We start from the raw sequence: 23,363 nt of genomic DNA, 5'->3' as shown, positions 1-23,363 counted from the left end.
TGAAGCCTCAGTTCTAGCGCCAATCTGACCTTGGGATGCGTTTGCCCAGCACCCGGTTTCACGGTCGGCGGCCGAAACTTTCGGGCGCGCTCCGGGAGCCGCGTAGCCGCGCTATAGGATGTGCAGCGAACCATTGCGCACCGGACCTGGAGGAGACCCTTGAGCGAAGCCGAACACGGGCGGATCACCATCCGCGCCATCGCCGACGAGGCCGGCGTCAGCGTGCCGACGGTGTCACGTGTCATCAACGGCCGCTCCGACGTCGCCCCCGAGACCCGCCGACGCGTCGAGGAGCTGCTGAACGAGCGCGGGTACCAGCGCCGCCGCTCGACCCGCACGCCCAGCCGCGCGCGCCTGGTCGACCTGGTGTTCAACGAGCTGGACAGCCCCTGGGCCGTGGAGATCATCCGCGGCGTGGAGGACGCGGCGCACGCCGCCGGGGTCGGCACGGTCGTCTCCGCGGTGCACCGCCGCCGCGCCTCCACCGAGCAGTGGATGGACAACCTCCGCACCCGCGCCTCCGACGGCGTCATCCTGGTGGTCTCGCAGCTCGCGTCCCCGATCCTGGAGCAGCTGCGCCACCTCGGCGTCCCCATGGTGGTCCTCGACCCCTCGGGCGGGCCCACGATGGACGCCCCCGCGATCGGCGCCACCAACTGGGCGGGCGGCCTGGCCGCCACCGAGCACCTGATCTCCCTGGGCCACCGCCGGATCGGGTTCATCCACGGCCCCAAGCAGGTCCTGTGCTCGCGCGCCCGCTTCGACGGCTACCGCGCCGCCCTGGAGGCCGCGGGCATCGAGTTCGACCCGTCCCTGGTCTTCGACGGGGACTTCTACCACCAGTCCGGCTTCGACGCCGCGAACGGGCTCCTGGCCCTGGACCCCCGCCCGACGGCGATCTTCGCGTCCTCCGACCAGATGGCCTTCGGCGCCTACGAGGCGATCCGCCAGGCGGGCCTGCGCATCCCCGAGCACGTCAGCGTCGTCGGCTTCGACGACCTCCCCGAGTCCCGCTGGACGTCCCCGCCCCTCACCACGGTCCGCCAGCCCCTCGCCGAGATGGGCGCCCTCGCGGCCCGCACCGTCCTGGAGATGGCCGCGGGCAACGAGATCGACTCCCCCCGACTCGAACTCGCCACGGAGCTCGTGGTCCGCGAGTCCACCGCGGCGGTCTAGGCGTTCGGCGCGACCTCGGTGCCGGCGCCGCGCCTGCGGGGCTTGACGGCTTCGCGGACCTCTTGCGGGGCGGTGTCGAGGCCGAGGGGGACGAGGCCGGCGTCGGCGATGAGGGCGAGGTCGTCCTTGGCGGCCTGGCCCTCGCTGGTGAGGTAGTCGCCCAGGAAGATCGAGTTGACGATCTGGAGGGCGGTGGCCTGGTGGGCGCGCAGGTGGACCTCGCGCCCGGCCGCGAGGCGGACCTCCGCCGACGGGTTCGCGAGGCGGACCATCGCGAGGATGCGTAGGCACCGGCGCGGGTCCAGGTCCCAGGTCGCCTCCATGGGCGTGCCGTCGAAGGGCAGCAGGAAGTTCACCGGGATCGAGTCGACGTCCAGCTCCCGCAGGCCGAGGGCGACCGAGACGAGGTCGGCGTCCGACTCGCCCATCCCCGCGATGAGGCCCGAGCACGGCGACAGGCCCGCGCCGTGGGCGGCGTTGACGGTGTCGACGCGGTCGGCGAACGTGTGGGTCGAGCAGATCTCCGCGTACGTGTCCTCGGAGGTGTTCAGGTTGTGGTTGTACGCGTCGGCGCCGAGGTCGGCGAGGCGCTCGGCCTGGCCGTCCTTGAGCAGGCCCAGGCACGCGCACACCTCGACGCCGGGGGCGGCGTTCTTGACCGCGGCGATGGTCTTGCCGACCCGCTCCACGTCCATGTCCGTCGGCCCGCGCCCGCTCGCCACCAGGCACACCCGCGAAGCCCCGCCCGCGACCCCCGCGGCGGCCGCGTCCGCGGCCTGCTCGGGGCTGAGCCACGTGTACTTGAGGACGTCGGCCTTGGAGCCCAGCCGCTGCGAGCAGTAGTTGCAGTCCTCGGGGCACAGGCCGCTCTTGAGGTTGACGAGGTAGTTCAGCTTGACCGTGTTCCCGAAGTGGCGGAAGCGGAGCCGCGCGGCGGCGGCGACCACGTCCATCAGCTCGGCGTCGCCGCTCGCGAGGACGGCCGCCAGGTCCGCCGCGTCGGGGGCGCGGTCCAGTTCGGCGGCGGTGGCGAGGCGGTCGAGGGCGTCAGGGAGTCCGGTCATGGGCACGATCCTCCCACAGCCGTGGGGAGGGGATTTTCCGATGGTGCGGGTGGTATCGGGCGGTATGCCCTCGCGACATCACGCTCGGGCCGGAGCGTCGCGATCCGCCTACACTTGCTACAGTGGGTGGTCGGTGCTGCGAAGGACGCGGCGGGCTGGTGGAGATCCCCCTGCTCGCGTCTCGACTTGTGAACCGCCCGAACCATCCGGAGAGAACCAATCTTGCCGATCGCACCTGGACAACCGGCGTTGATCGCCGTGGCAGTCGCGACCCTCTGGGCCCAGCCCTCCGCCGCCGGGCCCGAGGACCGGCTCGCGCTGGGCGTGCCGTCCGCCATCCGCGAATGGGTCGCCAGGCTCACCAACGACATCCGCGCCAACGGCCTCAAAGGACGCGTGCGGACCCAGTGCCTCCTGGGCACCCGAGTCGACGTCGAGCAGATAGCCGACGGCTGGGCGAAGGTCACCTGCCCCTCGCAGGAGACCTCGGGCTGGGTCCCCCTCGACCAGCTCGCGCACCCGGCCGACGGGGGCGGCGGCGGCACCGAGTACCTCGTGAGCGCCACGGCGACGGCCGTGCGCGACGAGCCCGGGGGCGACGTGTCGATCCCCGGCGTGACCCTCGGGACGCGCCTGCGCGTCGTCGGCGAGGCGTACCGCGGCTGGGTCCCCGTGGCCCTCCCGGGGCCGCGCCAGCCCGGCTGGGTCCCCCAGCGCGACCTGACGGCCGAGCCCGCCGCGGACCTGTCCGCGCCCTCGACCGCGATGGTCGCCGCGGGGCTCGACGCCGTCAAGCTCGCGCAGCAGCTCCTGGAGATCCCCTACCTGCACGGCGGCGTCAGCGCCTACGGCATCGACGCCCCCGGCCTGGTGTGGATCGTCTACCGCCAGCTCGGGATCGACGTGCCCCGCTTCGGCGAGGCCCTCATCGAGGCGGGCGAGGCCGTCGCGTTCGAGGACCTGCACCCGGGCGACCTGGTCTTCCTCGACCACGGCGGGGACCCGAAGACCCCGGCGATCATGGCCGAGCGCAGCCAGTCGGACCTGCCCGAGGTGATCTTCTCCTCGCCGGTCTACGGCAAGGTCGTCGCCGAGCCCCTCAAGGACGCCGAGCTGGCGCGCATCGCCGCGTGCCGCAGGCTGCCCGTCAGGGCCTGACAGCAACGCGAACGGCCCGCCTCTCCTGTCCCGGGGAGGCGGGCCGTTCCACGTGCGTGTCAGACCTTCTCGGCGCCCGCGGTGGCCGGGACGTGCTGCTCGCGCTCGGCCTCCTCGAACAGCTCCTTCCAGGTCTTGCCCTCGCGGCGCAGGAGGATCCCGTTCGTCACGATGACGGCGATGAGGACGCCGGCGATGACGCCCAGCGACAGCGCGGTCGGGATCTCGGGGATCGCGTCGAGGTGCTCGCCGCCGTTGATGAACGGGAGCTGGTTCTCGTGCAGGCCGTGGAGGATGAGCTTGACGCCGATCCAGCCGAGGATCGCGGCCAGGCCCAGCGAGAGGTACCGCAGCGACTTGAGCAGGGCCGCCAGCAGGAAGTACAGCTGCCGCAGGCCCATGAGCGCGAAGATCGTCGCGGTGAAGACCAGGTACGGCTCCTGCGTGAGGCCGAAGATCGCCGGGATCGAGTCGAGCGCGAACAGGATGTCCGTGGAGCCGATCGCGAGCATCGCCAGCAGCAGCGGGGTCACGAACTTGACGCCGTCGATGCGGGTGGTCAGGCGGCCGCCGTCGTAGTCGGGGGCCACGCGCATGCGCGACTCCGCGAACCGCATGAAGCGGTTCTGCGTCAGGCCCTCCTCGTGGTCGTCGTCGCCCTTGAGCTGGCCCCACGCGGTCCAGATGAGGATCGCGCCGAAGATGAGGAAGACCCAGCTGAACTGCTCGATGAGCACCGAGCCGACGGCGATGAAGCCGCCGCGCAGGATGATCGAGAGGACGATGCCGACCAGCAGCACCCGCGACTGGAGCTTGTCCGGGACGCGGAACGCCTGGATGATCAGGAGGAAGACGAAGAGGTTGTCCACGGAGAGGGCCAGCTCGGTGAGGTAGCCCGCGTAGAACTGCCCGCCGTAAGCGGCGCCCTGCGTGAAGAATATGAGGGCTCCGAAGAGCAATGCGGCACTGACGTAGACGCCGGCCCAGGTGGCCGATTCCTTCGTGGAGAGTTTGTGGGGGTTGCGGACCGCCATCACGAGGTCGAACACGACCACCGACGCCAGTCCTGCCATGGTCAGCGCCCATGCCCAGGCCGGGAGTTCCAATGTGTTGCCTTCCTTGGTCTTTGGAGGGTCACATGGTCTCTCCCGATCCCTCTGGGACCAGCGTCACCGGGGACCGATCGCGGTCCCGTGCATTGACGACGACGCTAACAGCGCTGGCGCTGCGGGATACTCCCCACATACCTGATTTTGAACAGACACGCTTATTCTGCCTGCCGAAACCCGACTTGTCATCAGTCGGATTTGTGACTTCTCTCTCGACAGTACGCCTGACCTGCGGCGATCACCGAACCTTGTGGCACGCTCCGCCCATGGTTCTGGAAGTCGCTGAAATCAAGATCACCCCCGGACAGGAGGACGCCTTCAAGGAGGCGTACCGGTCCGCCCGCGAGTTCGTCAAGGTCTCCCCCGGCCTCCGCTCCATGCGGATGACGCAGGGGGTGGAGAACCCGAGCCGCTTCGTGCTCCTCATCGAGTGGGACTCGGTCGAGGCCCATGAGCAGGGCTTCCGTGAAACCGACCGGTTCCCGAAGTGGCGCGAGGCGATCGGCCCGTACTTCGCCGAGCCGCCGTTCGTCGAGCATGCCGTCGACATCGACTAGCACCCTCTGCACAACACCGGCACCGGCCCGCGCATTCCCGCGCGGGCCGGTCCCGTGTCAGGCCCCGGCCGCGTCGATCTCGCGCAGCTCGCGCTTGAGGTCGGCGATCTCGTCGCGGTAGGCCGCCGCCAGCTCGAAGCGCAGTTCCCTTGCGGCGGTGAGCATCTGCTCGTTGCGCTCGTCGATCTGCTGCACGATCTCGGAGCGGACCTTGCCCGCGCCCTTCGTGTCCGACTTCTTCCCGCGGACCGGCCGCTCGGCGGCGACGAGCTTCGCGGTCTCGGCCGCGGAGTCGTACAGGTCCTCCATGATGTCGCCGATGCGCTTGCGCAGCGGCTGCGGGTCGATCCCGTGCTCCAGGTTGTAGGCCACCTGCTTCTCGCGGCGCCGGTCGGTCTCGTCGAGCGCGGCCTTCATCGAGTCGGTGAGGTTGTCCGCGTACATGAGGACCGTGCCCGAGACGTTTCGGGCCGCGCGCCCGATCGTCTGGATCAGCGAGGTCGCCGAGCGCAGGAAGCCCTCCTTGTCGGCGTCGAGGATCGCCACGAGCGACACCTCCGGCAGGTCGAGACCCTCCCGGAGGAGGTTGATGCCGACGAGCACGTCGTAGTCGCCGCGGCGCAGCTCCCCCAGCAGCTCGACGCGGCGCAGCGTCTCGACCTCCGAGTGGAGGTACCGGACGCGGATGCCGTTGTCGAGGAAGTAGTCGGTGAGGTCCTCGGCCATCTTCTTGGTGAGGGTGGTCACCAGGACCCGCTCGTCCTTCTTGGCGCGCTCGCGGATCTCGAACATGAGGTCGTCGATCTGGCCCTTCGTGGGCCGAACCTCCACGTGCGGGTCGACCAGGCCCGTGGGCCGGATGACCTGCTCCACGAACTTCCCCTTGGTCTGCTCCATCTCCCACTTGCCGGGCGTGGCCGACAGGTACACCGACTGGCCCACGCGCTCGCGGAACTCGTCGAAGCGCAGCGGCCGGTTGTCCTGCGCGCTGGGGAGGCGGAAGCCGTGGTCGACCAGGTTGCGCTTGCGGGAGGCGTCGCCCTCGCTCATCGCGCCGATCTGCGGGACGGTCTGGTGCGACTCGTCGACGATCGTGACGAAGTCCGAGGGGAAGTAGTCCAGGAGCGTGTGCGGCGGCGACCCGGCGGGGCGGCCGTCGATGTGCCGCGAGTAGTTCTCGATGCCGTTGCAGGTGCCGGTCTGCTTCATGTTCTCCAGGTCGAATACCGTGCGCATCCGCAGCCGCTGGGCCTCCAGGAGCTTGCCCTGGGACTCCAGCTCCGTCAGGCGCTCTTCGAGCTCGACCTCGATGTCGCCGATGGCGCGCTTGAGCCGGGCGTCGCCCGTGGCGTAGTGCGAGCCGGGGAAGATGAGGACCCGGTCGACCTCGCGGACGACGTCGCCGGTGATCGGGTGCAGGTAGTAGAGCCGGTCGATCTCGTCGCCGAACATCTCGATCCGGATCGCCAGCTCCTCGTACGCCGGGATGATCTCGATCGTGTCGCCGCGGACCCGGAAGGTGCCGCGGGTGAAGGCGATGTCGTTGCGGGCGTACTGGACGTCGACGAGGCGGCGCAGCAGCTTGTCGCGTTCCCACTCCTGGCCGACGGCGACCTCGGTGGCCTGTTCGAGGTACTCGGCGGGCGTGGCGAGGCCGTAGATGGCCGAGACCGTGGCGACCACGACGACGTCGCGGCGGGTGAGCAGCGAGTACGTGGCGCGGTGGCGCAGCCGCTCGACCTCCTCGTTGATCGAGGCGTCCTTCTCGATGTAGGTGTCGGTCTGGGCGACGTACGCCTCGGGCTGGTAGTAGTCGTAGTAGGAGACGTAGTACTCGACGGCGTTGTTCGGCAGGAGCTCGCGGAGCTCCTTCGCCAGCTGGGCGGCGAGGGTCTTGTTGTGGACCATCACCAGTGCCGGCCGCTGGAGTTGCTCGATCAGCCACGCGGACGTGGCGGACTTGCCGGTGCCGGTGGCGCCGAGCAGCACGGTGTCGCGCTCGCCGCCGCTGACCCTGTCGGTGAGCTGCGCGATCGCTGTCGGCTGGTCGCCGGAGGGCCGGTACTCGCTGACCACCTCGAAGCGCCCGTCGGCGCGCGGAATATCGAAAGCCACGGCCCAACGGTAACCCCGGGGTCCGACACTCCTCGCTCCCGCCGGTGACTTTTCGGGCACTGGATCGTTGGTCCCTGCGTGAGCTCCACTACCTCTGTTCCGTTCAAGTCGGCCCTGCTGTGGGTCGTCGCCATCATCACGGCCATCGCGATCGCGGGCTGGTTCGCCGTCTCGTGCAGTCCGGGGAACTCGCAGGCCGAGCGCCCGGTCAGCGAGGACGAGGCCGCCCTGCTGGCCTCGATGCGCCAGAAGAACCACGAAGCCGCGCCCGTCGCGCTGCGGATGAGCCTGCCGGTCGACGGCGAGACGCTCACCGTCGACGGGTACATGGACTGGCAGGTCCCGATGGTGTACGCGCGCGTCCCGGCCGCCGACGGCACGTACACGCTGGTCCAGGCCGTGCCGGGGCTGATGGCTTCGCGGGCCGACGACGAGGCCGCGTTCACCGCCGCCACCGTCCCCGAAGACGGCTGGACGACCCGGGCGATGCTCTCGGGCGCCGGCTCGCAGTTGGAGACGACTCTGGACATCCTGGTGTCCTCCCTGTTCACGCTGACCGCGGCGGACGCCGACGACCCGGCCGAGCTGGCCGACGAGGCGACCTGGCGCGAGGAGGGGATCATCGACGGCGAGCCCGTGGACTCGTTCCGGGCGCCGATCATGGTCGAGACCGGCGAGCCCGCGGCGGGCGAGACCGCCGCGGCAGCCCCCGAGGCGCTGTACTCCATCGACGGCGAGGGCGTGCTGCGCCGGTTCCAGGTGAACACGGGCTCCGAGAGCCTCTCGGCCGTGGACTTCCTGCGCGACGTCGAGATCGACGCGACCGGGCTCGACCCGATCGACCTCCTCGGCGGCCCGGCCATCGCGCCGGGCGCGGTGGACGAGGACCTGGCCGAGACGATCAGCGAGGTCCGGTACGAGAACTGGGAGCAGTCCTCGGAGGTCGAGATGTCGGTGCCGATCGCGGACGGGCAGGTCGCGACCGGGTTCGGGTCGATCGACTGGCGCACCATGACCGCGTACCTGCACCTGGAGGACGCGAGCGGCCAGCGGCTCATGCTCGCGCGGCCGGGCGGCTTCGCAACGCTCGCGGTCGAGGACGGCGAGCTGCCCGACACGCCGCCGACGGAGGGCTGGGAGGCCCACCAGCTGTCCGACGAGGACGTCGCGGACAGCTTCGGCCCGGTCGAGTCGCTGGTGTACCGGCTCCTGGAGATGGCCTCCGAGGAGCCCGACGACGAGGCCAAGATGGCCGAGCAGGCGAAGCTGCTGCGCACCGACGGCACTGAGGACGAGCCGGAGTACGTGGTCGAGTTCCCGGTCAACGGCGACGCGGAGGCCGCGGCGGGCCAGTCGGCGTACCGGTACCACGTGGCCGACGACCGCCTGACCGAAGTCGAGATGATGACGTACTACGGCGTCGCGAGCGCGAACGTGGCGTACGAGGACTACCCGATGGTCGCGGTCCCGTGGGGGGTCGAGGACCAGATCGGCTGAGGCGCAGCATGACTGCGGGCCCGGCCTCTCGGCCGGGCCCGCGGTGCGTCTGTGCCGCTTCGAGTCAGGCGTCGAGGCGCTTGAGGGTCAGGGAGAGCTGGGCGCGCGCGTCGGCGGGCAGCTCGGGGTTCTCGATCCACTCGCACAGCAGGTCGTAGGCGGCGCGCACGCGGAGCATGACGAGCTTCGCGGCGGCCACGATCCGCCAGTACCAGGGCGTCGTCGTGGCGAGGACGATCCGCCACAGCGCCTCCACTGCGGCCTCGCGGTCCATGAGCGCCCACTCGTTCGCGGCGAGGATGCGCACGCCGAAGCCGACGGCGGCATCGGTGGCGATGACCTGGAACGCGGCCTCGGCGTCGCGCGGGGCCAGCGGCTTGAGCGCGGTCGCGGCCTTGAGGCGGCACTCGGCGTCGACCTCGGCGGCCGTCGCGATGGCGAGCACGGCGCGGCGCCGGACGGACCGCTCGGTGATCCACTGGGCCGCTTCGAGTCTGCGGAACGCGTTGTTGGAGCCGTCGCGGGCGAACAGGTCGAGCGCTTCGAGGGCGGCCTCGGGATCGCAGCGGCAGTAGGCGGTGAGCATGGCGAAGCGGTGGTCTTCGTCGAGGTAGCGGTCCTGGACGGTGTTGCGGAGGGTCCACCGGGTGGTGTCGGTCGCGGCGCGGCCGTGGGCGAGGTCGTGGACGGCGCGGGCCCGGTCCTCGGCGGGCCGGTGCGGGTCGCGGACGGCGGCGCGCGCTTCGCGCTGCACGTCCTTCGGGTCCCGGATCTGGGTGTCGACGTGACCGCAGTCGGAGCGGCCGTGGCGCCGCAGGAGCGCGTCGAGCGGCGGTATGCGGCGTCTCGCGCGGATTGCGAGGACTATGTGGACTGTCAGAGTCGCGATGAGCAAGGTCGTGCCGAAGACCGTGAGCGGGAAGGGTGTCAGCATTGTCCCGAAAAGACTTTCGTTGCTCGTACAAGCGGATGCCGGTGGCACCTGGGACGCTGAGCGACCGAATGCGCACCGATCGGTGAATGACGGCGCCGGGCGGAATCGAATCCGCGTCGAACGCGACTCGTCATCGTATCAGCATCGGCGGCCGCGTGCGCATACGCGAGCGGGCCCGCGGTCGCACCGCGGGCCCGGATTTGTCGTGTTTGGACGATCAGCAGAGCGGCGCGTGCCAGCCGTGCTCCTCGGCCCAGCGGTTGGCGCGGGGCCAGCCCTCGCTGTCGAACCAGGGCTCCTTGGCCTCGGCGTAGTCGGTGACCGAGTCGACCTTGGCCGCGAGCACGCCCTTGGCCTGCGCGTAGTCGGCGCGGGCCTGCGGGTCGGCGCGGAGCCAGTCGCGGAACAGCAGCGCGAACCGCTGGCCGGGCGTGTCGATCGACCGGAAGTGGATGTGGGACACGTTGCCGGGGTCGGCGTAGCCGTAGAGGCGCTTCTCCCACATGGCGACGTCAGGGAACTCGGGCTTGGGCGAGTCGGACCCGACCGCGCCGTAGAATCCGGCGTCGCCGAGCGCTTCCGCGAACGCGTCCACGACGTGCAGGGACACCACGGTCACCTGGATGTCGATGACGTCCTTGGCGGGCAGGCCCGCGACCGCGGTCGAGCCGACGTGGTCGATGCGGACGGCGCTGGGGCCCATGACGCGGCGCAGCCGCGCGGCCAGGTGCTCGAAGCGGCGGAACCAGGCCGGGTCCGACTCCACGAACTGGAGCTTCTCGGGCCGGCGCTCGGCGTGGCCGTGGCGCAGGTTCTCCGCGAACGGCTTGATGCGCTCGTCCCACAGCAGGGCCACGCGCCGTTCGAGCTCGTGGACGTCGTCGCCGTTGTTGAGGACGACGTCGCAGACCTCGCGGCGGTCGGCGTCGGACGCCTGGGCGTCGATCCTTCGGAGGGCGTCGGCGCGGTCGAGGCCGCGCGCGGCGAGCCGTTCGAGCCGGAGCTCTCGCGGCGCTTCCACGTCGATGTTGAGGTGGAAGCCGGGCGCCTGGCCGGTCTCGGCCAGGAGCGGGATGTCTTGGACGACGATGGCGTCCTCGGGCAGGGATTCGGTGATCTCGCGGGCCCGCGCGCGGACGCGCGGGTGGACGATCGCTTCGAGTTCGGCCCGCGCGGGCGCGGAGTTGAAGACGATCTGGGCGAGTTTCGCGCGGTCGAGCGCGCCCTCCGGGGTCAGGACCTCGGGGCCGAAGCGTGAGACCACCGCGGCGAGGCCCTCCGTGTCGGGGGCGACGACTTCGCGGGAGAGGGCGTCGGCGTCGATGACGCTCGCCCCCAGCTCTGCGAGCTGCTTCGCGACCGTGCTCTTACCGGCTCCGATGCCACCGGTCAATGCGACTTTAAGCACAGATAAAACACTACCCGCCCCAGGCGAACGGCCTGGGACGGGCAGTGGTCTGTCAGTTGAAAGAGTGACAGCTGTTAGTTGCCGGCGAGCTTCTCGCGGAGAGCCGCGAGCGCCTCGTCGGTGGCCAGCGTGCCCTGGGGCTCCGCGGGGGCCGACTTCTTCTCGGAAGTGGCCTTCTTGGCGCCCTTGTCACCCTTCGGGGCGGCTTCGCCCTCGGCGGGCTTGGCCGGAGCCTCGGTGATGACGCGCTCGGCGATCTGCTTGCCGTGCTCCTCCCAGCGGGTGCGGGCCTCGGCGTACTGCCGCTCCCACTCCTCGCGGGCCTCGTCGAAGCCCTCCATCCACTCGCCGGTCTCCGAGTCGAAGCCCTCCGGGTAGATGTAGTTGCCCTGGTCGTCGTACTGCGCGGCCATGCCGTACAGCGTCGGGTCGAACTGCTCCTCGTTCTCGACGTAGGCCTCGTTGGCCTGCTTGAGCGAGAGCGAGATCCGGCGGCGGTCCAGGTCAATGTCGATGACCTTGACCATGGCGTCGGAGCCGACCTTGACGACCTGCTCGGGCACCTCCACGTGGCGCTCGGCCAGCTCGGAGATGTGCACGAGGCCCTCGATGCCGTCCTCGACGCGGACGAACGCGCCGAACGGGACGAGCTTGGTGACCTTGCCGGGCACGATCTGGCCGATGGCGTGGGTGCGCGCGAACTGGCGCCACGGGTCTTCCTGGGTCGCCTTCAGCGACAGGGAGACGCGCTCGCGGTCCAGGTCCACTTCCAGGACCTCGACCTCGACCGGCTGACCGACCTCGACGACCTCGGACGGGTGGTCGATGTGCTTCCAGGACAGCTCGGAGACGTGAACCAGGCCGTCGACCCCGCCGAGGTCGACGAAGGCGCCGAAGTTGACGATCGAGGAGACCGTGCCCTTGCGGACCTGGCCCTTCGCGAGCTGGTGCAGGAACTCGGTGCGGACCTCGGACTGGGTCTGCTCCAGCCAGGCGCGGCGCGACAGGACCACGTTGTTGCGGTTCTTGTCGAGCTCGATGATCTTGGCTTCGAGTTCGCGGCCCACGTACGGCTGGAGGTCGCGCACGCGGCGCATCTCGACCAGCGACGCGGGGAGGAAGCCCCGGAGGCCGATGTCGAGGATGAGTCCGCCCTTGACCACTTCGATGACCGAGCCGCGGACGACGCCGTCCTCTTCCTTGATCTTCTCGATGGTTCCCCAGGCGCGCTCGTACTGCGCACGCTTCTTCGAGAGGATCAGACGGCCTTCCTTGTCCTCCTTCTGGAGGACGAGGGCCTCGACGTGGTCGCCCACAGAGACGACGTCTTCAGGGTCGACGTCGTGCTTGATCGACAGCTCGCGCGAGGGGATGACGCCCTCGGTCTTGTAGCCGATGTCGAGCAGGACTTCATCCCGGTCGACCTTGACGACGGTACCTTCGACGATATCGCCGTCGTTGAAGTATTTGATGGTCGCGTCGATCGCGGCGAGGAGTTCCTCGTCCGAGAACGTTTCTTCGACCGTGGTGCTGTTCTCAGCGTTGCTCGAGGTGGCCTCGATGCTGCTCGTCATGTGGGCTGGTGCTCCGGATACGTATCAATCGTGGGCTCGCGCACGCACCCTGGCCGGACGCGCGCACTCGCGGTTCAGTCCCGGGCCGCCCTTGCCGCCGGCGGCGTCCTGCTCCATTCTGAGGACGCGGACAAGCCCAGGCCCGTCCAGGTTACCGTGCGCGATAACGCCGCGCCAGTCCGGGCCGGGTCCCGGTGTCGATCGACACCGCTAATGCGCAGCGGCTTCCCACGAATCGCCGAAGCCCGCGGCGACGGTCAGCGGCACCGCGAGCGTTGCGGCGTTGGACATCTGCTCCCGCACGAGTGATTCGAGCCGCTCCGACTCGCCGGGTGCGACCTCGCACACGAGCTCGTCGTGGACCTGGAGGATGACCCGCGAGTCGAGCTTCGCCTCGCGCAGCGCGCGGTCGACGCCGAGCATCGCGGTCTTCATGATGTCGGCCGCGGAGCCCTGGATCGGCGCGTTCAGGGCCGCGCGCTCGGCGATCTCGCGGAGCTGGCGGTTGTCGGAGGTCAGGTCCGGGAAGTAGCGGCGCCGGCCCATGATCGTCTCGGTGTACCCGGTCTTGCGGGCCTCCTCGACGACGTTGTGCAGGTAGTCGCGGACCTTCCCGAAGCGCGCGAAGTAGTCGTCCGACAGCTGCTGCGCCTCGGCGTTCTCGATGCCGAGCTGCTGGCTCAGGCCGTACGTCGACAGGCCGTACGCGAGGCCGTAGGACATGGCCTTGATCTTGCGGCGGTGCTCGGCCGAGACCTCGCCGAGGCCGACGCCGAAGACCTTCGCGGCGACCGCGGAGTGGATGTCCTCCCCCGCGATGAACGCCTCGATCAGGCCCTCGTCGCCGGTGAGGCTCGCCATGATCCGCATCTCGATCTGGCTGTAGTCGATGGTCATGAGCGACTCGAAGCCCTCGGAGACCACGAACCCGGCGCGGATCGCGCGCCCGGCCTCGGAGCGGACCGGGATGTTCTGGAGGTTCGGGTCGGCCGAGGAGAGGCGCCCGGTGGCGGCGACGGTCTGGTGGAACGTGGTGTGGATGCGCCCGTCGGTCTGGATCGTGGCGCGCAGCGTGGCGACGATCTGCTTGAGCTTCTCGACGTCGCGGAAGCGCAGGAGCTGCTCCAGGAGCGGGTGCCCGGTCTTGACCAGGAGCTGCTGGAGCGCCTCGGCGTTCGTGGTGTACCCGGTCTTGGTGCGCTTGGTCTTCGGCATCTTCAGCTCCTCGAAGAGGATCTCCTGGAGCTGCTTGGGCGAGCCGACGTTGAAGGGGCGCCCGACGATCTCGTGGGCGCGGTCGGTGGCGTCCTTGGACTGCGCGGCGAACCCGGACTCGATGTCCGCGAAGTGGCCCTCGTCGGCGGCGATCCCGGTGATCTCCATGCGCGCGAGCACGCCGATGATCGGGAACTCCAGGTCGTCGGCGAGCGCGGCCTGGTGGCGCTGCTCCAGGCGCTGCGCCTGCTCGGCGGCGAGCTCGGCGACGACCGCGGCGGCGTCGCAGTCGGCCTGCACGCGCGCGGAGCCGTCGTCCTCGCTCCCGCCCGCGAGCGCGGCGTCGCTGAACAGGGCGCCGTCGTCGGAGGCGGTCTGGGCGGTCTCCAGTTCGCGGCCGAGGTACTGCATGGCGAGGTCGCCGAGTGCGTAGGAGCGCTGCTCGGGCTTGAGGAGGTACGCGGCGATCATGGTGTCGGCCTTGAGCCCGGCGGGCTCGGGCCAGCCCGCGGCGTCGGCGCCCCACAGGAACGCCTTGGCGTCGTGGACGAGCTTCGGCTTCGCGGCGTCGGCGAGCCAGTCGGTCCAGGACCGCTCGTCCTCGGCGTCGAGCTGCGAGGGCTCGAACCAGAGGGCCTGGCCGCCTTCGGCCAGCGCGATCGTGTCGAAGGACCCGGCGCCGGACGCGAACGTGCCGGTGAAGGCCACGCCGGTGTCGCCGGTGCGGGCGCCGAGCCAGGCGGCGAGCCCGCCGGGGACGAGCGCGGCGGCTTCGACGCGGGCGGTCTCGGCGACGGGGACGGCGGCGGCGCCGACGGCCTTGTCGGCGAGGTTGGCGTTGAGCCGCTCGCCGAGGGCGCGGAACTGGAGGGCGTCGAAGAGGGTGTTGGTCTCGGCGACGTCCCAGCCCTCCCATTCGAGGTCGGGGACGGCCTTGTCGAGTTCGACGTCGGTGACGAGGAGGTTGAGGCGGTGGTTGCGCAGGACGTCGTCGAGGTGGTCGCGCAGGCTCTGCCCGGCCTTGCCGGTGATCTCGTCGGCTTTGGCGATGAGGCCGTCGAGGGAGCCGTACTTGGCGATCCACTTGGCGGCGGTCTTGGGGCCGACGCCGGGGATGCCGGGGAGGTTGTCGGCCTTCTCGCCGACGAGCGCGGCGAGGTCGCGGTAGTGGCCGGGGGTGACGCCGTACTTCTCCTCGACGGCGGCGGGCGTGTACCGGGCGAGCTCGGTGACGCCCTTGACCGGGTAGAGGAGGGTCACGTTGTCGTTGACGAGCTGGATGGCGTCGCGGTCGCCGGAGGAGATGAGGGTGGCGAGCCCGGCGGCCTCGCCCTGGGTGGCGAGGGTGGCGATGATGTCGTCGGCCTCGAAGGTGTCCTTGGTGAGCCAGGCGATGCCGAAGGCGTCGAGGAGCTGCTTGATGATGGGGATCTGGCTCTTGAACTCCTCGGGGGTCTCGCCGCGGCCGTCCTTGTAGGCGGCGTACTCGTCGGTGCGGAACGAGTGGCGGGAGACGTCGAAGGCGACCGCGACGTGCGTGGGGGCCTCGGCCTTGAGCAGGTTGATGAGCATCGAGGCGAAGCCGTAGACGGCGTTGGTCACCTGCCCGTCGTCGGTCGCGAACTTCTCCGCAGGCAGGGCGAAGAACGCGCGGTAGGCCATTGAATGGCCGTCGATCAGGAGCAGGCGGGATTGCGAAGCGGTCACGCCCCCGAGCCTATCGAGTGGGTCCGACAGGATCGGGGCAAGTCCGCGACGGCGTGCCGGGGAACGCGGAAGGCCCGCGATCCGGCGGATCGCGGGCCCCTCGGGAATCGGGTCGCCTACTCGGCTTCCTGGGCTTCCTTCTGCTCTGCTTCGGCGATGACGCGCTCGGCGACGGCGCGCATGGACAGGCGGTGGTCCATGGCGGCGCGCTGGATCCAGCGGAACGCGTCGGGCTCGGGCATGCCGTACTGGGTCATGAGGAGGCCCTTGGCGCGGTCGACGAGCTTGCGGACCTCCAGGCGCTCGGTGAGGTTCTCGACCTCTTTCTCCAGGGCGGTCATCTCGGCGAAGCGCGTGAGGGACAGCTCGATGGCGGGGACCAGGTCGGACTTCTGGAAGGGCTTGACCAGGTAGGCCATGGCCCCGGCGGAGGTGGCCCGGCTGATGAGGTCGCGCTGCGAGAAGGCGGTGAGGATCACGACCGGCGCGATGCGCGCGGAGACGATCTTCTCGGCGGCCTGGAGACCGTCCATGATCGGCATCTGGATGTCGCAGATGACCAGGTCGGGCAGGTGCTCCTGGGCGAGGCGCACGGCGGCTTCGCCGTCGGCGGCCTCGGCTACGACCTCATAGCCCTCCTCGGTGAGCATCTCGGCCAGGTCGAGGCGGATGAGCCCCTCGTCTTCGGCGATGAGCACGCGCTTGCGCGGCTCCTCGGCGGCCTTGCTCGTCATGCGGGTCCGTACCTTTCATGCGCGTCTGGACGGTGGGGCGTGCGGGAATCGCGGCACGTCCGGACGCTAGCTTAGCCGCCGCGTGTTACGTCCGCACGTTCCTATGGCGAGCGTTTCGGACGACAGGGCCGAAACGTGAGCCGCACTACCCCTCGCCGGTGCCGCCGGAGTTCGCCATGAGCGCGTCGAGCAACGGGATCTCGGCGAGCTGCTCGGCGGTCAGCCGGTCTTTGTGGAGCCCGTGGGGGCGGCGGGTGCGCGGGCAGCGGATGACAGCGGTCGGGGTGACGACGAGGTCGACGCGGAAGTCGTGCGGCTCCTCGGGGATCGGGCCGTCGATCACCTGGAGGTCGTGGACGGTCGTGGCGATGACCGTGGCGTCGTCGATGAGCCCGGCCTCGGTGAGCATCCCGTACTCGATGTCGGCGTACCCGCGGCCCTTGCCGATGCGGGCGCCCTCGCGGTTGACGGCGACGGACCCGGAGACGACCAGGTCGAGCCGCTGCATGGCCTCGACGCCGACGAGGAGGCTGTGCGCCTCGGCGGCGTCGCGGGTGGCGGCCTCGTCGGGCGTGTAGCTGGGCAGCAGCGAGTTCAGCAGGTAGAACGGCTGGTCGAGCGCGAGTTTCGGGACGGCCATGTACGTGGCCTTGGAGGCGCCGAGGGCCAGCGCGCGCACCTGGTGCTGGGCGCGGTCGGGGTTGACCTTGACGGCGTTCGCGCCGCGCCACTGCTCGGTCGCGGCGAGCCGCTCGGCGGCCTCGCCGGCGCCTGTGAAGCGGGGTATGCGCCCGTGCGGGTCCCCGTCGGCGGCGCCTTGGCGCTCCAGGAGCGACCACACGCGGTGTCGGATCTCATCCTTCGCTTGCGCCGACGACATTCCGGTCTCCTCAACGCCCAGGGGTGAACTCCTCCAGGCTCCCACACCTCCACTGTGCCCGTCATCCTCCGGGCCGGGAAAACCCGGTTGCCGCGGGGGCCGGGCGGTGCGAGGCTCTGCCCATGCAGATGCACGAGGGCCAGCTTTCCGTTCCCGTTGCCGCAGTTCAGGAGCTGATCGACGCCCAGTTCCCGCGGTGGCGGGGCCTGCCGGTGTCCCCGGTGTCCTCGCCCGGGACCGTCAACGCGATCTTCCGCGTGGGCGAGGACCTGACGGCCCGGTTCCCGCTCCAGCCGGCCGATCCCGCGGCGGCGCGGCTCGTGCTCGAAGCGGAGGCCGAGGCGGCCCGGGAGCTGCTGGGCCGCACGGGGTTCCCGACGCCGAAGCCGCTGGCGATCGGCGCGCCGGGCGCGGGGTATCCGATGCCGTGGTCGGTGCAGACGTGGCTGCCCGGTGAGACGGCGGTCGACGATCCCGGTGCGTCCCACGGGCTCGCGGCGGACCTCGCGGAGTTCGTGCGGGACGTGCGGGCGATCCCGACGCGGGGCCGCCGCTTCTCCGGCGGCGGGCGCGGAGGGATCGTCGCGGCCCACGAGGAGTGGGTGGCGACGTGCCTGCGCGAGAGCGAGGGGCTGCTCGACGTGCCGCTCATGCGCCGCCTGTGGGCCGACATGCGGGACCTGCCGCGCGGTTCGGCGCCCGACGTCATGAACCACGGCGACCTCATCCCCGGGAACGTCCTCCTGCGGGACGGCCGCCTGACCGGCGTGCTCGACGTCGGCGGCCTCGGCCCGGCGGACCCGGCCCTGGACCTCATCGCGGCCTGGCACCTCCTCGACACGGGACCGCGCCGCACCTTCCGCGACGCCCTCGCCCCCACCGAATCCGAGTGGGACCGCGGCCGCGCCTACGCCTTCGTCCACGCCATCGGCGCCGCCTGGTACTACGTCGAGTCCAACCCCCCGATGACCCGCTGGGCCACGCGGACGCTGTCGCGCATCGCCGCCGACGTCCTCGCCTTAGGCTCGGCGCATGGGACGGGCAGTGGTCGTGACGGGCGGCGGACGAGGGATCGGGCGGGCGGTCGCCGAGCGGCTGCTCGGCGGCGGGGACGCGGTCGTGGTGGTGGAGACGGCGCCGGTGCCGTGGCTGGAGCCGCTGGTGCGGGCCGGGCGCGCGGCGGTCGTCGTCGGCGACGCCGGGGATGACGCGGTCGCCGCGCGGGCCGCGGACGCCGCGGTGTCGTTGGGGGCGTTGCGCGGGTGGGTGAACAACGCGGCGGTGTTCCGCGACGCGTGGCTGCACGAGGCCGGCGGCGCGGCGGTCGCGGAGCTCGTCCGCGCGAACCTGCAACCGTGCCTGGCGGGCGCGGCCGCGGCGGTGCGCGCGTTCCTGGCCGCCGGGACGGGCGGGGCGATCGTGAACGTCTCGTCGCACCAGGCGCAGCGGGCCGTCGGGGGCGCACTCCCCTATGCGACCGCGAAGGCCGCGGTCGAGGGGCTCACGCGGGCGCTCGCGGTGGACTACGGGCCGCTCGGCATCCGGGTCAACGCGGTCGCACTGGGCTCGATCACGACCGGGCGGATGGATGAGGTGCCCGACCGGGCGGGGTTCGAGCGGCGGCTGCGGGAGCTGCACCCGCTGGGCCGCGCGGGGGAAGGCTCCGAAGTCGCCGACGCGGTCGCGTACCTCCTGTCGGACGCCTCGTCGTTCATCACCGGGGCGGTGCTCCCGGTCGACGGCGGCCGGGCCGCGCAAGGCCCCGATCCGGAGGCCCGCCGACTCGATTGACAGGTACCTGTCAACGAATGTTAGCCTTGCCCGCGTGGAGGAACTGAGTCCGCGCGCCCTCGCGGTGTCCGAGCTGATCATCGGCGTGTTCCGCGCCAACGGCGCGCTCATCGCCGCCGGGGACGACCTCGCGCGGCCCGCGGGGCTCACCAGCGCGCGCTGGCAGGTCCTCGGCGTCGTCGACACCGAGGCGCGCACCGTCGCCGACGTGGCGCGCCTCATGGGACTGCGGCGACAGAGCGTCCAGCAGACCGCCGACGCGCTCGTGCGCGACGGCCTCGCCGAGTACCGCGACAACCCGCGCCACCGCCGCGCGAAGCTCATCGCCCCCACGCCCGCGGGCCTGCGTTCACTGGCCGAGATCGAGCGCCGCCACGCCGCGTGGGCCGACGCCCTCGCCGCGCGCCTCGACCCCGCCGCGGTCGACGCCGCCCGCGTCCTTCTCGACTCTCTCAGTGCCGCAATCGAACAGGAGATCCCGCATGACCGGTGAGACCACGATCCCGCTGCTCCCCTGCCGGTCGATCGACGAGACCGCCGACTTCTACCGGATGCTCGGCTTCACCGAGACGCTCCACCAGACCCGGCCGAACCCGTACACGGTGGTCGTCAAGGACGACATCCAGCTCCACTTCTTCGGCGTCGACGACCTCGACCCCGAGAACACCCACGGCACCTGCATCGTCATCGTCCCCGACACCGGCGCCCTCTTCGACCGCTTCGCCGCGGGCATGCGCGCCGAGCACGGCAAGGTCCTCGTCTCCGGCATCCCCCGCGTCACGCGCCCCCGCAAGCGCGCCAACACCGGCAACCGCGCGGGCTTCTCCCTGGTCGACCCCGGCGGCAACGTCATCCGTTTCTTCCCCGCCGACGAGGACACCGAGCAGGCCCCCAAGCCCACGAGCAAGCTCGGCCGCACCCTCGTCACCGCGATCATCCTCGGCGACGCCAAGGGCGACGGCCCCCAGGCCGCCAAGATCCTCGACGCGACCCTCGCCAAGGCCGCCCCTGACACCCCTGCCACCGAACTCGCCGAAGCACTCGCCTACCGCGCCGAACTCGCCGTCCGCCTCGGCGACCACCCGCGCGCCCTCGAACTCCTCGACCGCCTCGCCGCCCTCCCCCTCACCCCCGCCGACCGCACCGCCCTCGCCCCCGCCCTCACCGCCGCCGCCGACCTCCGGACCCAACTCACCTGACCCCCAGGTATCATTTGCACCGGCCCCGCCCTCACCGGCAGGACCCCGGCCCGGTATTCCAACTGGCAGAGAAGACGGATTCAAAACCCGTACAGTGTGGGTTCGAATCCCACCCGGGCTACCACCACAGACCCACACCCCTCGACGACCTGCAAACACACGAGAATCTTCCAGGCTTCCGGGTTCGGGCTGTATATGACTCCAACGGCAACGAGATCGCAGCCGAGGTTCGGTCCATCTGATTCCATGTCATTGCGGTTGCCGCGCAGCCCGCAAAGCGGGCAGGTCTCCAGTTCGCTTAATCTCCGCCCTGGACTACCCGGCCGAGGTGAGTAGAGCCGCCGCCTCCTTCGCGCACAGGTCGCGATGGAAGAGCTGCCCGGCGCCGCAAGCACCATGGACAGCGCCTTGGCCGCGCCGAGGGAAGACAGGCCAGTCGAGCTTGCGGATGCTGTAGGTGCGCCCGTGGACGGCTGGTGGGTGTGTGTTGTCGATGCCCGGCAAGATGACGACCGGGCCGTCGCCGTTGTGGACGGCGACGAAGCCGTCGGGGCCGAACGCTTCGGAGACCCCGGGGGTGTCGAACGTGCTGCGCACGGCGAGGTGCGCATGTCCTGCGAGATACGAGGCGTCCTCATGGTGGATGGCGAGCCGGATCGGCTCGACCGCGGGGGAGAACACCCATGGGTGTCCAAGGACGGTGAACGCGATCGTGAAGGCGGCCTTGACGTCGGTGAGCTGCTGGGCAGCCGTGCGGGGCACGACCATGCGGCCCGTGTAGTGCTGCGGCTGCGGGTCGATGAGGCCGAGGTGCGCCATGGCCGCCAGCCGCGTCGGGCGGGCGACATCCGCCTCGAAGCCTTCGCCGCACTTGTGGTTGCAGGGCCCGCAGGTCCAGCACGCCATCGACCAGGCACCGAAAATGGAGCGGCCGCTCTGCTGGGGTGCGTGTTCCCATTCCCACAGGTCGTCGTTGGCTTTCGCCACGATGCCGCACATGGGGCACTTCAGCTCAACCTGCGACAGCAACTCCGTGGTCCGCGCGCGGTATTCGACCAGAGCGTTCCGGTACTCCTGGCCGTTGAGGAGGTCGCCGTCCGGGTACTTGGGGAATGGGCAGTTGCGCTCGTTCAGGTGAGCGCCTTGGAGGCCGGCGGCGTAGTGGAAGGCGGCGTGCGCCTGCCAGACACGCATCTCCTGGCGCTGGCGTGGGTCAGATCGTGCCATGGCTCCAGACTAGTGACCGGGCCTCGCGAAACCGCATACCGCGCGCCGTGTCGCGCCGGGGATTAGGCAAGGGAGAACTGCTCGGCGAGCCGAAGGAGCTGTGCGGAGACGCCTTCGCGGGTGTGTCGCCAGTCCGGGCCACCTAGGGTGTCCCGGACCGGCGCTCCCAGAGGGCGTTAGGCGGCGGCGTCGATCTCGGCTTGGAGCTCGTCGATGAACGCCTGGGCGGCGTCGTCGGGCGCGGTGTCGTCGAAGAGGACTTCCTGGGTGTAGCGCTGGAGCATCGGTTCGATGCCGCTGGCGCCGTTAGGGGTCACGACCGGGGAAGGGCCGGGGTGACGGTGGTGAGGAAGTCGGCGGCGGCCTCGTAGTTGGCGAGGAAGTCGACGAACAGGGCGGCTTCGGCGGGTGCTCGCCCTGCGAGGACACCGACCAGTACATCCAGGGCCTGCAGAAGGTCGCCCCGGATCCGGCGCTGTCGGGCAGGGCCAGCAATCGCAGGTCGGCGCCGCTGACCTCGCGCAGGGCGGTGATCTGGGTGTTCCAGGCGAAGCCCATGACGATCTTGCCGGTGACCAGGGACTCGACGCTCTCATGGTTCAGCTTGTTGGCTGTTTGTTCAGGTGCCGGAGCGTACGATGACGCGATGGCGACACCCCTCAATGCAGCCTTGAAGCCGATGTATGGATTCAACGGCCCCAACGAGCCGATCGAGCTGTTTAGCGGCGAGATCGGCGGTCACGGCCCGGACAACTGCCAAGGAACTGTGGCTATCTCGTTCTCACGTCGACCGATCATCGAGTGGGAGGTATCGGTCCCGGACATCAGAGCAACGCGGAGAGGGCCGCTCGATCTGGTCCTGCATCGGCCAGACGGTGTCATGCCCCTTGTGGGGAACGCTTCAGACCCCCAGCGTGGATTGTCGAACGGCAGCGAATTCGGGTCACGAAACTCGAAACTATCTCGAGCCATCGCCCACTGGTTCAACCTGCCGGACTGGTGGTGCAGAGATCTGATCTCCGACACACCGGACGACCCTGACACCGGATACCAGGGGCGATGGAGCTTCGAAGCTGATGGTTGGTCCATCACCTTCGACCAGAGGCCGGATCTCGATGAAGTGCTCAAGCACGCCAAGAGGTCCAACTTGTATGTCATGACGCATGTGATGGAGCTGCGCCGCACCGATGGAAGCGAGTTCTCGGCAGACGAGGCTGATGCCGTCCTCGAATCTCTCCATACCGGTATGTCGTTCGCCCTCGGAAGATGGGCTGCGCCGATGCTGCCGGTCGGGTTCGCCCGAGACGGGTCGATTGCATGGGAGGAATGGCGTCCTCTGCACCTGGACACTGCTGACTCGATTACTCCTGGCTGGTGGTATCAGAACGACCTGGTTTCGCTTGCAGAGGTCCTACGACTTGCGATCGAGAAGTTCAAAGATCCGGCTGTACGTGCCAGGCTGGGCTTCCAGATGAAGTTCTCCATCCTGGCGACCGGATATCACGGATTCGTCGAGTCCCGAGTCATCAACGGCACCGCCGGGCTCGAGCACATGCAGTGGCAATACTTGAGGCTCGGCAAGATTCTCACGAAGGAGCAGTACAAAGGGCGCGCCCCGTGGAACGGAAAGACCCTCCGTGCCGCGCATCGGCTCCGTATGACACTCGACGCTGCTCAGATCTCGTACGACGTGGACCCGCTCGTGCTCCCCGAAGTTCATGCCTTCATCCAGCGCGACCCGAACGCGAACGACGGCGCTGACGTCGTCACGCGGATCCGCAATCGGCTCGTGCACCCCGAGGCCGGCCAGGAGATCGTGTACGACCAGCCGGGCTTGCTCACCGAGGTGTGGGCACTCGCCCGCCACTTCCTCGCGCTGCTCGTGCTGCACTCGCTCGGCTTCACCGGCCAGTACCGTGACCTGCGCAAGTTCGAGGGCTGGTACGGAGCAACTGAGCAAGTCCCCTGGGCGTGAGCACGAAAACACGCGAAGCTGCCCTGGCGCGGCTCGGCGCCGC

At 70.1% G+C, this 23,363-nt stretch carries 19 protein-coding genes, 1 tRNA gene and 1 pseudogene; 10 read left to right on the top strand and 11 right to left on the bottom strand.

Going from position 1 to position 23,363, the window contains the following annotated elements; all coding sequences use genetic code 11:
* Positions 1-159: 159 nt before the first annotated feature.
* Positions 160-1,176, top strand: coding sequence for a LacI family DNA-binding transcriptional regulator (locus tag AB0A65_RS10725; protein WP_359949646.1), 1,017 nt, complete (start codon positions 160-162; stop codon positions 1,174-1,176).
* Here the strand turns inward: AB0A65_RS10725 and bioB are convergent.
* On the bottom strand, positions 1,173-2,240 hold the full coding sequence (gene bioB / locus AB0A65_RS10720) for a biotin synthase BioB (RefSeq protein WP_359949643.1): 1,068 nt from the start codon (positions 2,238-2,240) through the stop codon (positions 1,173-1,175). The genes AB0A65_RS10725 and bioB overlap by 4 nt on opposite strands.
* Positions 2,241-2,498: 258 nt before the next feature.
* Between bioB and AB0A65_RS10715 the strand changes: the two genes are divergently transcribed.
* On the top strand, positions 2,499-3,398 hold the full coding sequence (locus AB0A65_RS10715) for an NlpC/P60 family protein (protein WP_359950072.1): 900 nt from the start codon (positions 2,499-2,501) through the stop codon (positions 3,396-3,398).
* 59 nt (positions 3,399-3,457) lie between these two features.
* On the opposite strand, the gene AB0A65_RS10710 is transcribed toward AB0A65_RS10715, so the two are convergent.
* Positions 3,458-4,504: a TerC family protein gene (locus tag AB0A65_RS10710; protein WP_359949640.1), complete on the bottom strand. Its 1,047-nt coding sequence runs from the start codon at positions 4,502-4,504 to the stop codon at positions 3,458-3,460.
* Between the two features lie 269 nt (positions 4,505-4,773).
* On the opposite strand from AB0A65_RS10710, the gene AB0A65_RS10705 reads away from it, so the two are divergent.
* A complete protein-coding gene (locus tag AB0A65_RS10705; protein ID WP_359949637.1) occupies positions 4,774-5,064 on the top strand; it encodes an antibiotic biosynthesis monooxygenase in 291 nt (96 codons plus the stop codon).
* Positions 5,065-5,121: 57 nt separating this feature from the next.
* On the opposite strand, the gene uvrB is transcribed toward AB0A65_RS10705, so the two are convergent.
* Positions 5,122-7,179 carry an excinuclease ABC subunit UvrB gene (gene uvrB / locus AB0A65_RS10700; protein ID WP_359949634.1) on the bottom strand — a complete coding sequence of 686 codons (2,058 nt, stop codon included), beginning with the start codon at positions 7,177-7,179 and terminating at the stop codon, positions 5,122-5,124.
* A 78-nt stretch (positions 7,180-7,257) separates the two neighbouring features.
* Between uvrB and AB0A65_RS10695 the strand changes: the two genes are divergently transcribed.
* Entirely contained in the window at positions 7,258-8,676 is a 1,419-nt protein-coding gene (locus tag AB0A65_RS10695; RefSeq protein ID WP_359949631.1) for a hypothetical protein, read from the top strand.
* A gap of 64 nt (positions 8,677-8,740) precedes the next feature.
* Here AB0A65_RS10695 and AB0A65_RS10690 read toward each other — a convergent pair whose 3' ends face one another.
* The 6 genes from AB0A65_RS10690 to AB0A65_RS10665 form a co-directional block, all read right to left on the bottom strand.
* Positions 8,741-9,610: a hypothetical protein gene (locus tag AB0A65_RS10690; protein ID WP_359949628.1), complete on the bottom strand. Its 870-nt coding sequence runs from the start codon at positions 9,608-9,610 to the stop codon at positions 8,741-8,743.
* Between the two features lie 217 nt (positions 9,611-9,827).
* Positions 9,828-11,018 carry a dephospho-CoA kinase gene (coaE, locus tag AB0A65_RS10685; RefSeq protein ID WP_359949625.1) on the bottom strand — a complete coding sequence of 397 codons (1,191 nt, stop codon included), beginning with the start codon at positions 11,016-11,018 and terminating at the stop codon, positions 9,828-9,830.
* 74 nt (positions 11,019-11,092) lie between these two features.
* Positions 11,093-12,592: a 30S ribosomal protein S1 gene (rpsA, locus tag AB0A65_RS10680; RefSeq protein WP_359949622.1), complete on the bottom strand. Its 1,500-nt coding sequence runs from the start codon at positions 12,590-12,592 to the stop codon at positions 11,093-11,095.
* A 210-nt stretch (positions 12,593-12,802) separates the two neighbouring features.
* Positions 12,803-15,514: a DNA polymerase I gene (polA, locus tag AB0A65_RS10675; RefSeq protein ID WP_359949619.1), complete on the bottom strand. Its 2,712-nt coding sequence runs from the start codon at positions 15,512-15,514 to the stop codon at positions 12,803-12,805.
* A gap of 116 nt (positions 15,515-15,630) precedes the next feature.
* Complete coding sequence (locus tag AB0A65_RS10670; RefSeq protein WP_359949616.1) at positions 15,631-16,248, bottom strand: response regulator; 618 nt, start codon at positions 16,246-16,248, stop codon at positions 15,631-15,633.
* A 145-nt stretch (positions 16,249-16,393) separates the two neighbouring features.
* On the bottom strand, positions 16,394-17,128 hold the full coding sequence (locus tag AB0A65_RS10665; RefSeq protein ID WP_359949613.1) for a 5-formyltetrahydrofolate cyclo-ligase: 735 nt from the start codon (positions 17,126-17,128) through the stop codon (positions 16,394-16,396).
* Between the two features lie 128 nt (positions 17,129-17,256).
* Between AB0A65_RS10665 and AB0A65_RS10660 the strand changes: the two are divergent.
* From AB0A65_RS10660 to AB0A65_RS10640, 5 genes and pseudogenes are all read left to right on the top strand, one after another.
* Positions 17,257-18,138 (top strand): annotated as a pseudogene (locus AB0A65_RS10660) (phosphotransferase); the annotation flags it as partial.
* Between the two features lie 22 nt (positions 18,139-18,160).
* Positions 18,161-18,919, top strand: a complete 759-nt coding sequence (locus tag AB0A65_RS10655; protein WP_359949610.1) for an SDR family oxidoreductase — start codon at positions 18,161-18,163, stop codon at positions 18,917-18,919.
* 34 nt (positions 18,920-18,953) lie between these two features.
* Positions 18,954-19,412, top strand: a complete 459-nt coding sequence (locus AB0A65_RS10650) for a helix-turn-helix domain-containing protein (protein WP_359949607.1) — start codon at positions 18,954-18,956, stop codon at positions 19,410-19,412.
* Complete coding sequence (locus AB0A65_RS10645) at positions 19,402-20,118, top strand: VOC family protein (RefSeq protein ID WP_359949604.1); 717 nt, start codon at positions 19,402-19,404, stop codon at positions 20,116-20,118. Before AB0A65_RS10650 ends, AB0A65_RS10645 begins: the two co-directional genes overlap by 11 nt.
* A gap of 47 nt (positions 20,119-20,165) precedes the next feature.
* Positions 20,166-20,242 (top strand) — tRNA-Leu (locus AB0A65_RS10640).
* A gap of 191 nt (positions 20,243-20,433) precedes the next feature.
* Here the strand turns inward: AB0A65_RS10640 and AB0A65_RS10635 are convergent.
* Both AB0A65_RS10635 and AB0A65_RS10630 read right to left on the bottom strand, forming a co-directional pair.
* Entirely contained in the window at positions 20,434-21,345 is a 912-nt protein-coding gene (locus AB0A65_RS10635; RefSeq protein WP_359949601.1) for a hypothetical protein, read from the bottom strand.
* A gap of 176 nt (positions 21,346-21,521) precedes the next feature.
* The gene (locus tag AB0A65_RS10630; RefSeq protein WP_359949599.1) at positions 21,522-21,662 is read right to left on the bottom strand and encodes a hypothetical protein; all 141 of its coding nucleotides are present in this window, start codon (positions 21,660-21,662) and stop codon (positions 21,522-21,524) included.
* Positions 21,663-21,991: 329 nt separating this feature from the next.
* Between AB0A65_RS10630 and AB0A65_RS10625 the strand changes: the two genes are divergently transcribed.
* The gene (locus tag AB0A65_RS10625) at positions 21,992-23,320 is read left to right on the top strand and encodes a hypothetical protein (RefSeq protein ID WP_359949596.1); all 1,329 of its coding nucleotides are present in this window, start codon (positions 21,992-21,994) and stop codon (positions 23,318-23,320) included.
* Positions 23,321-23,363 lie beyond the last annotated feature (43 nt).

Source organism: Glycomyces sp. NPDC047010 (assembly GCF_040644205.1).
In the GTDB taxonomy this organism is placed as follows: domain Bacteria; phylum Actinomycetota; class Actinomycetes; order Mycobacteriales; family Micromonosporaceae; genus Glycomyces.
Note: the sequence above shows the minus strand (reverse complement) of the source record. Positions and strands in the feature narration are given on the sequence as shown.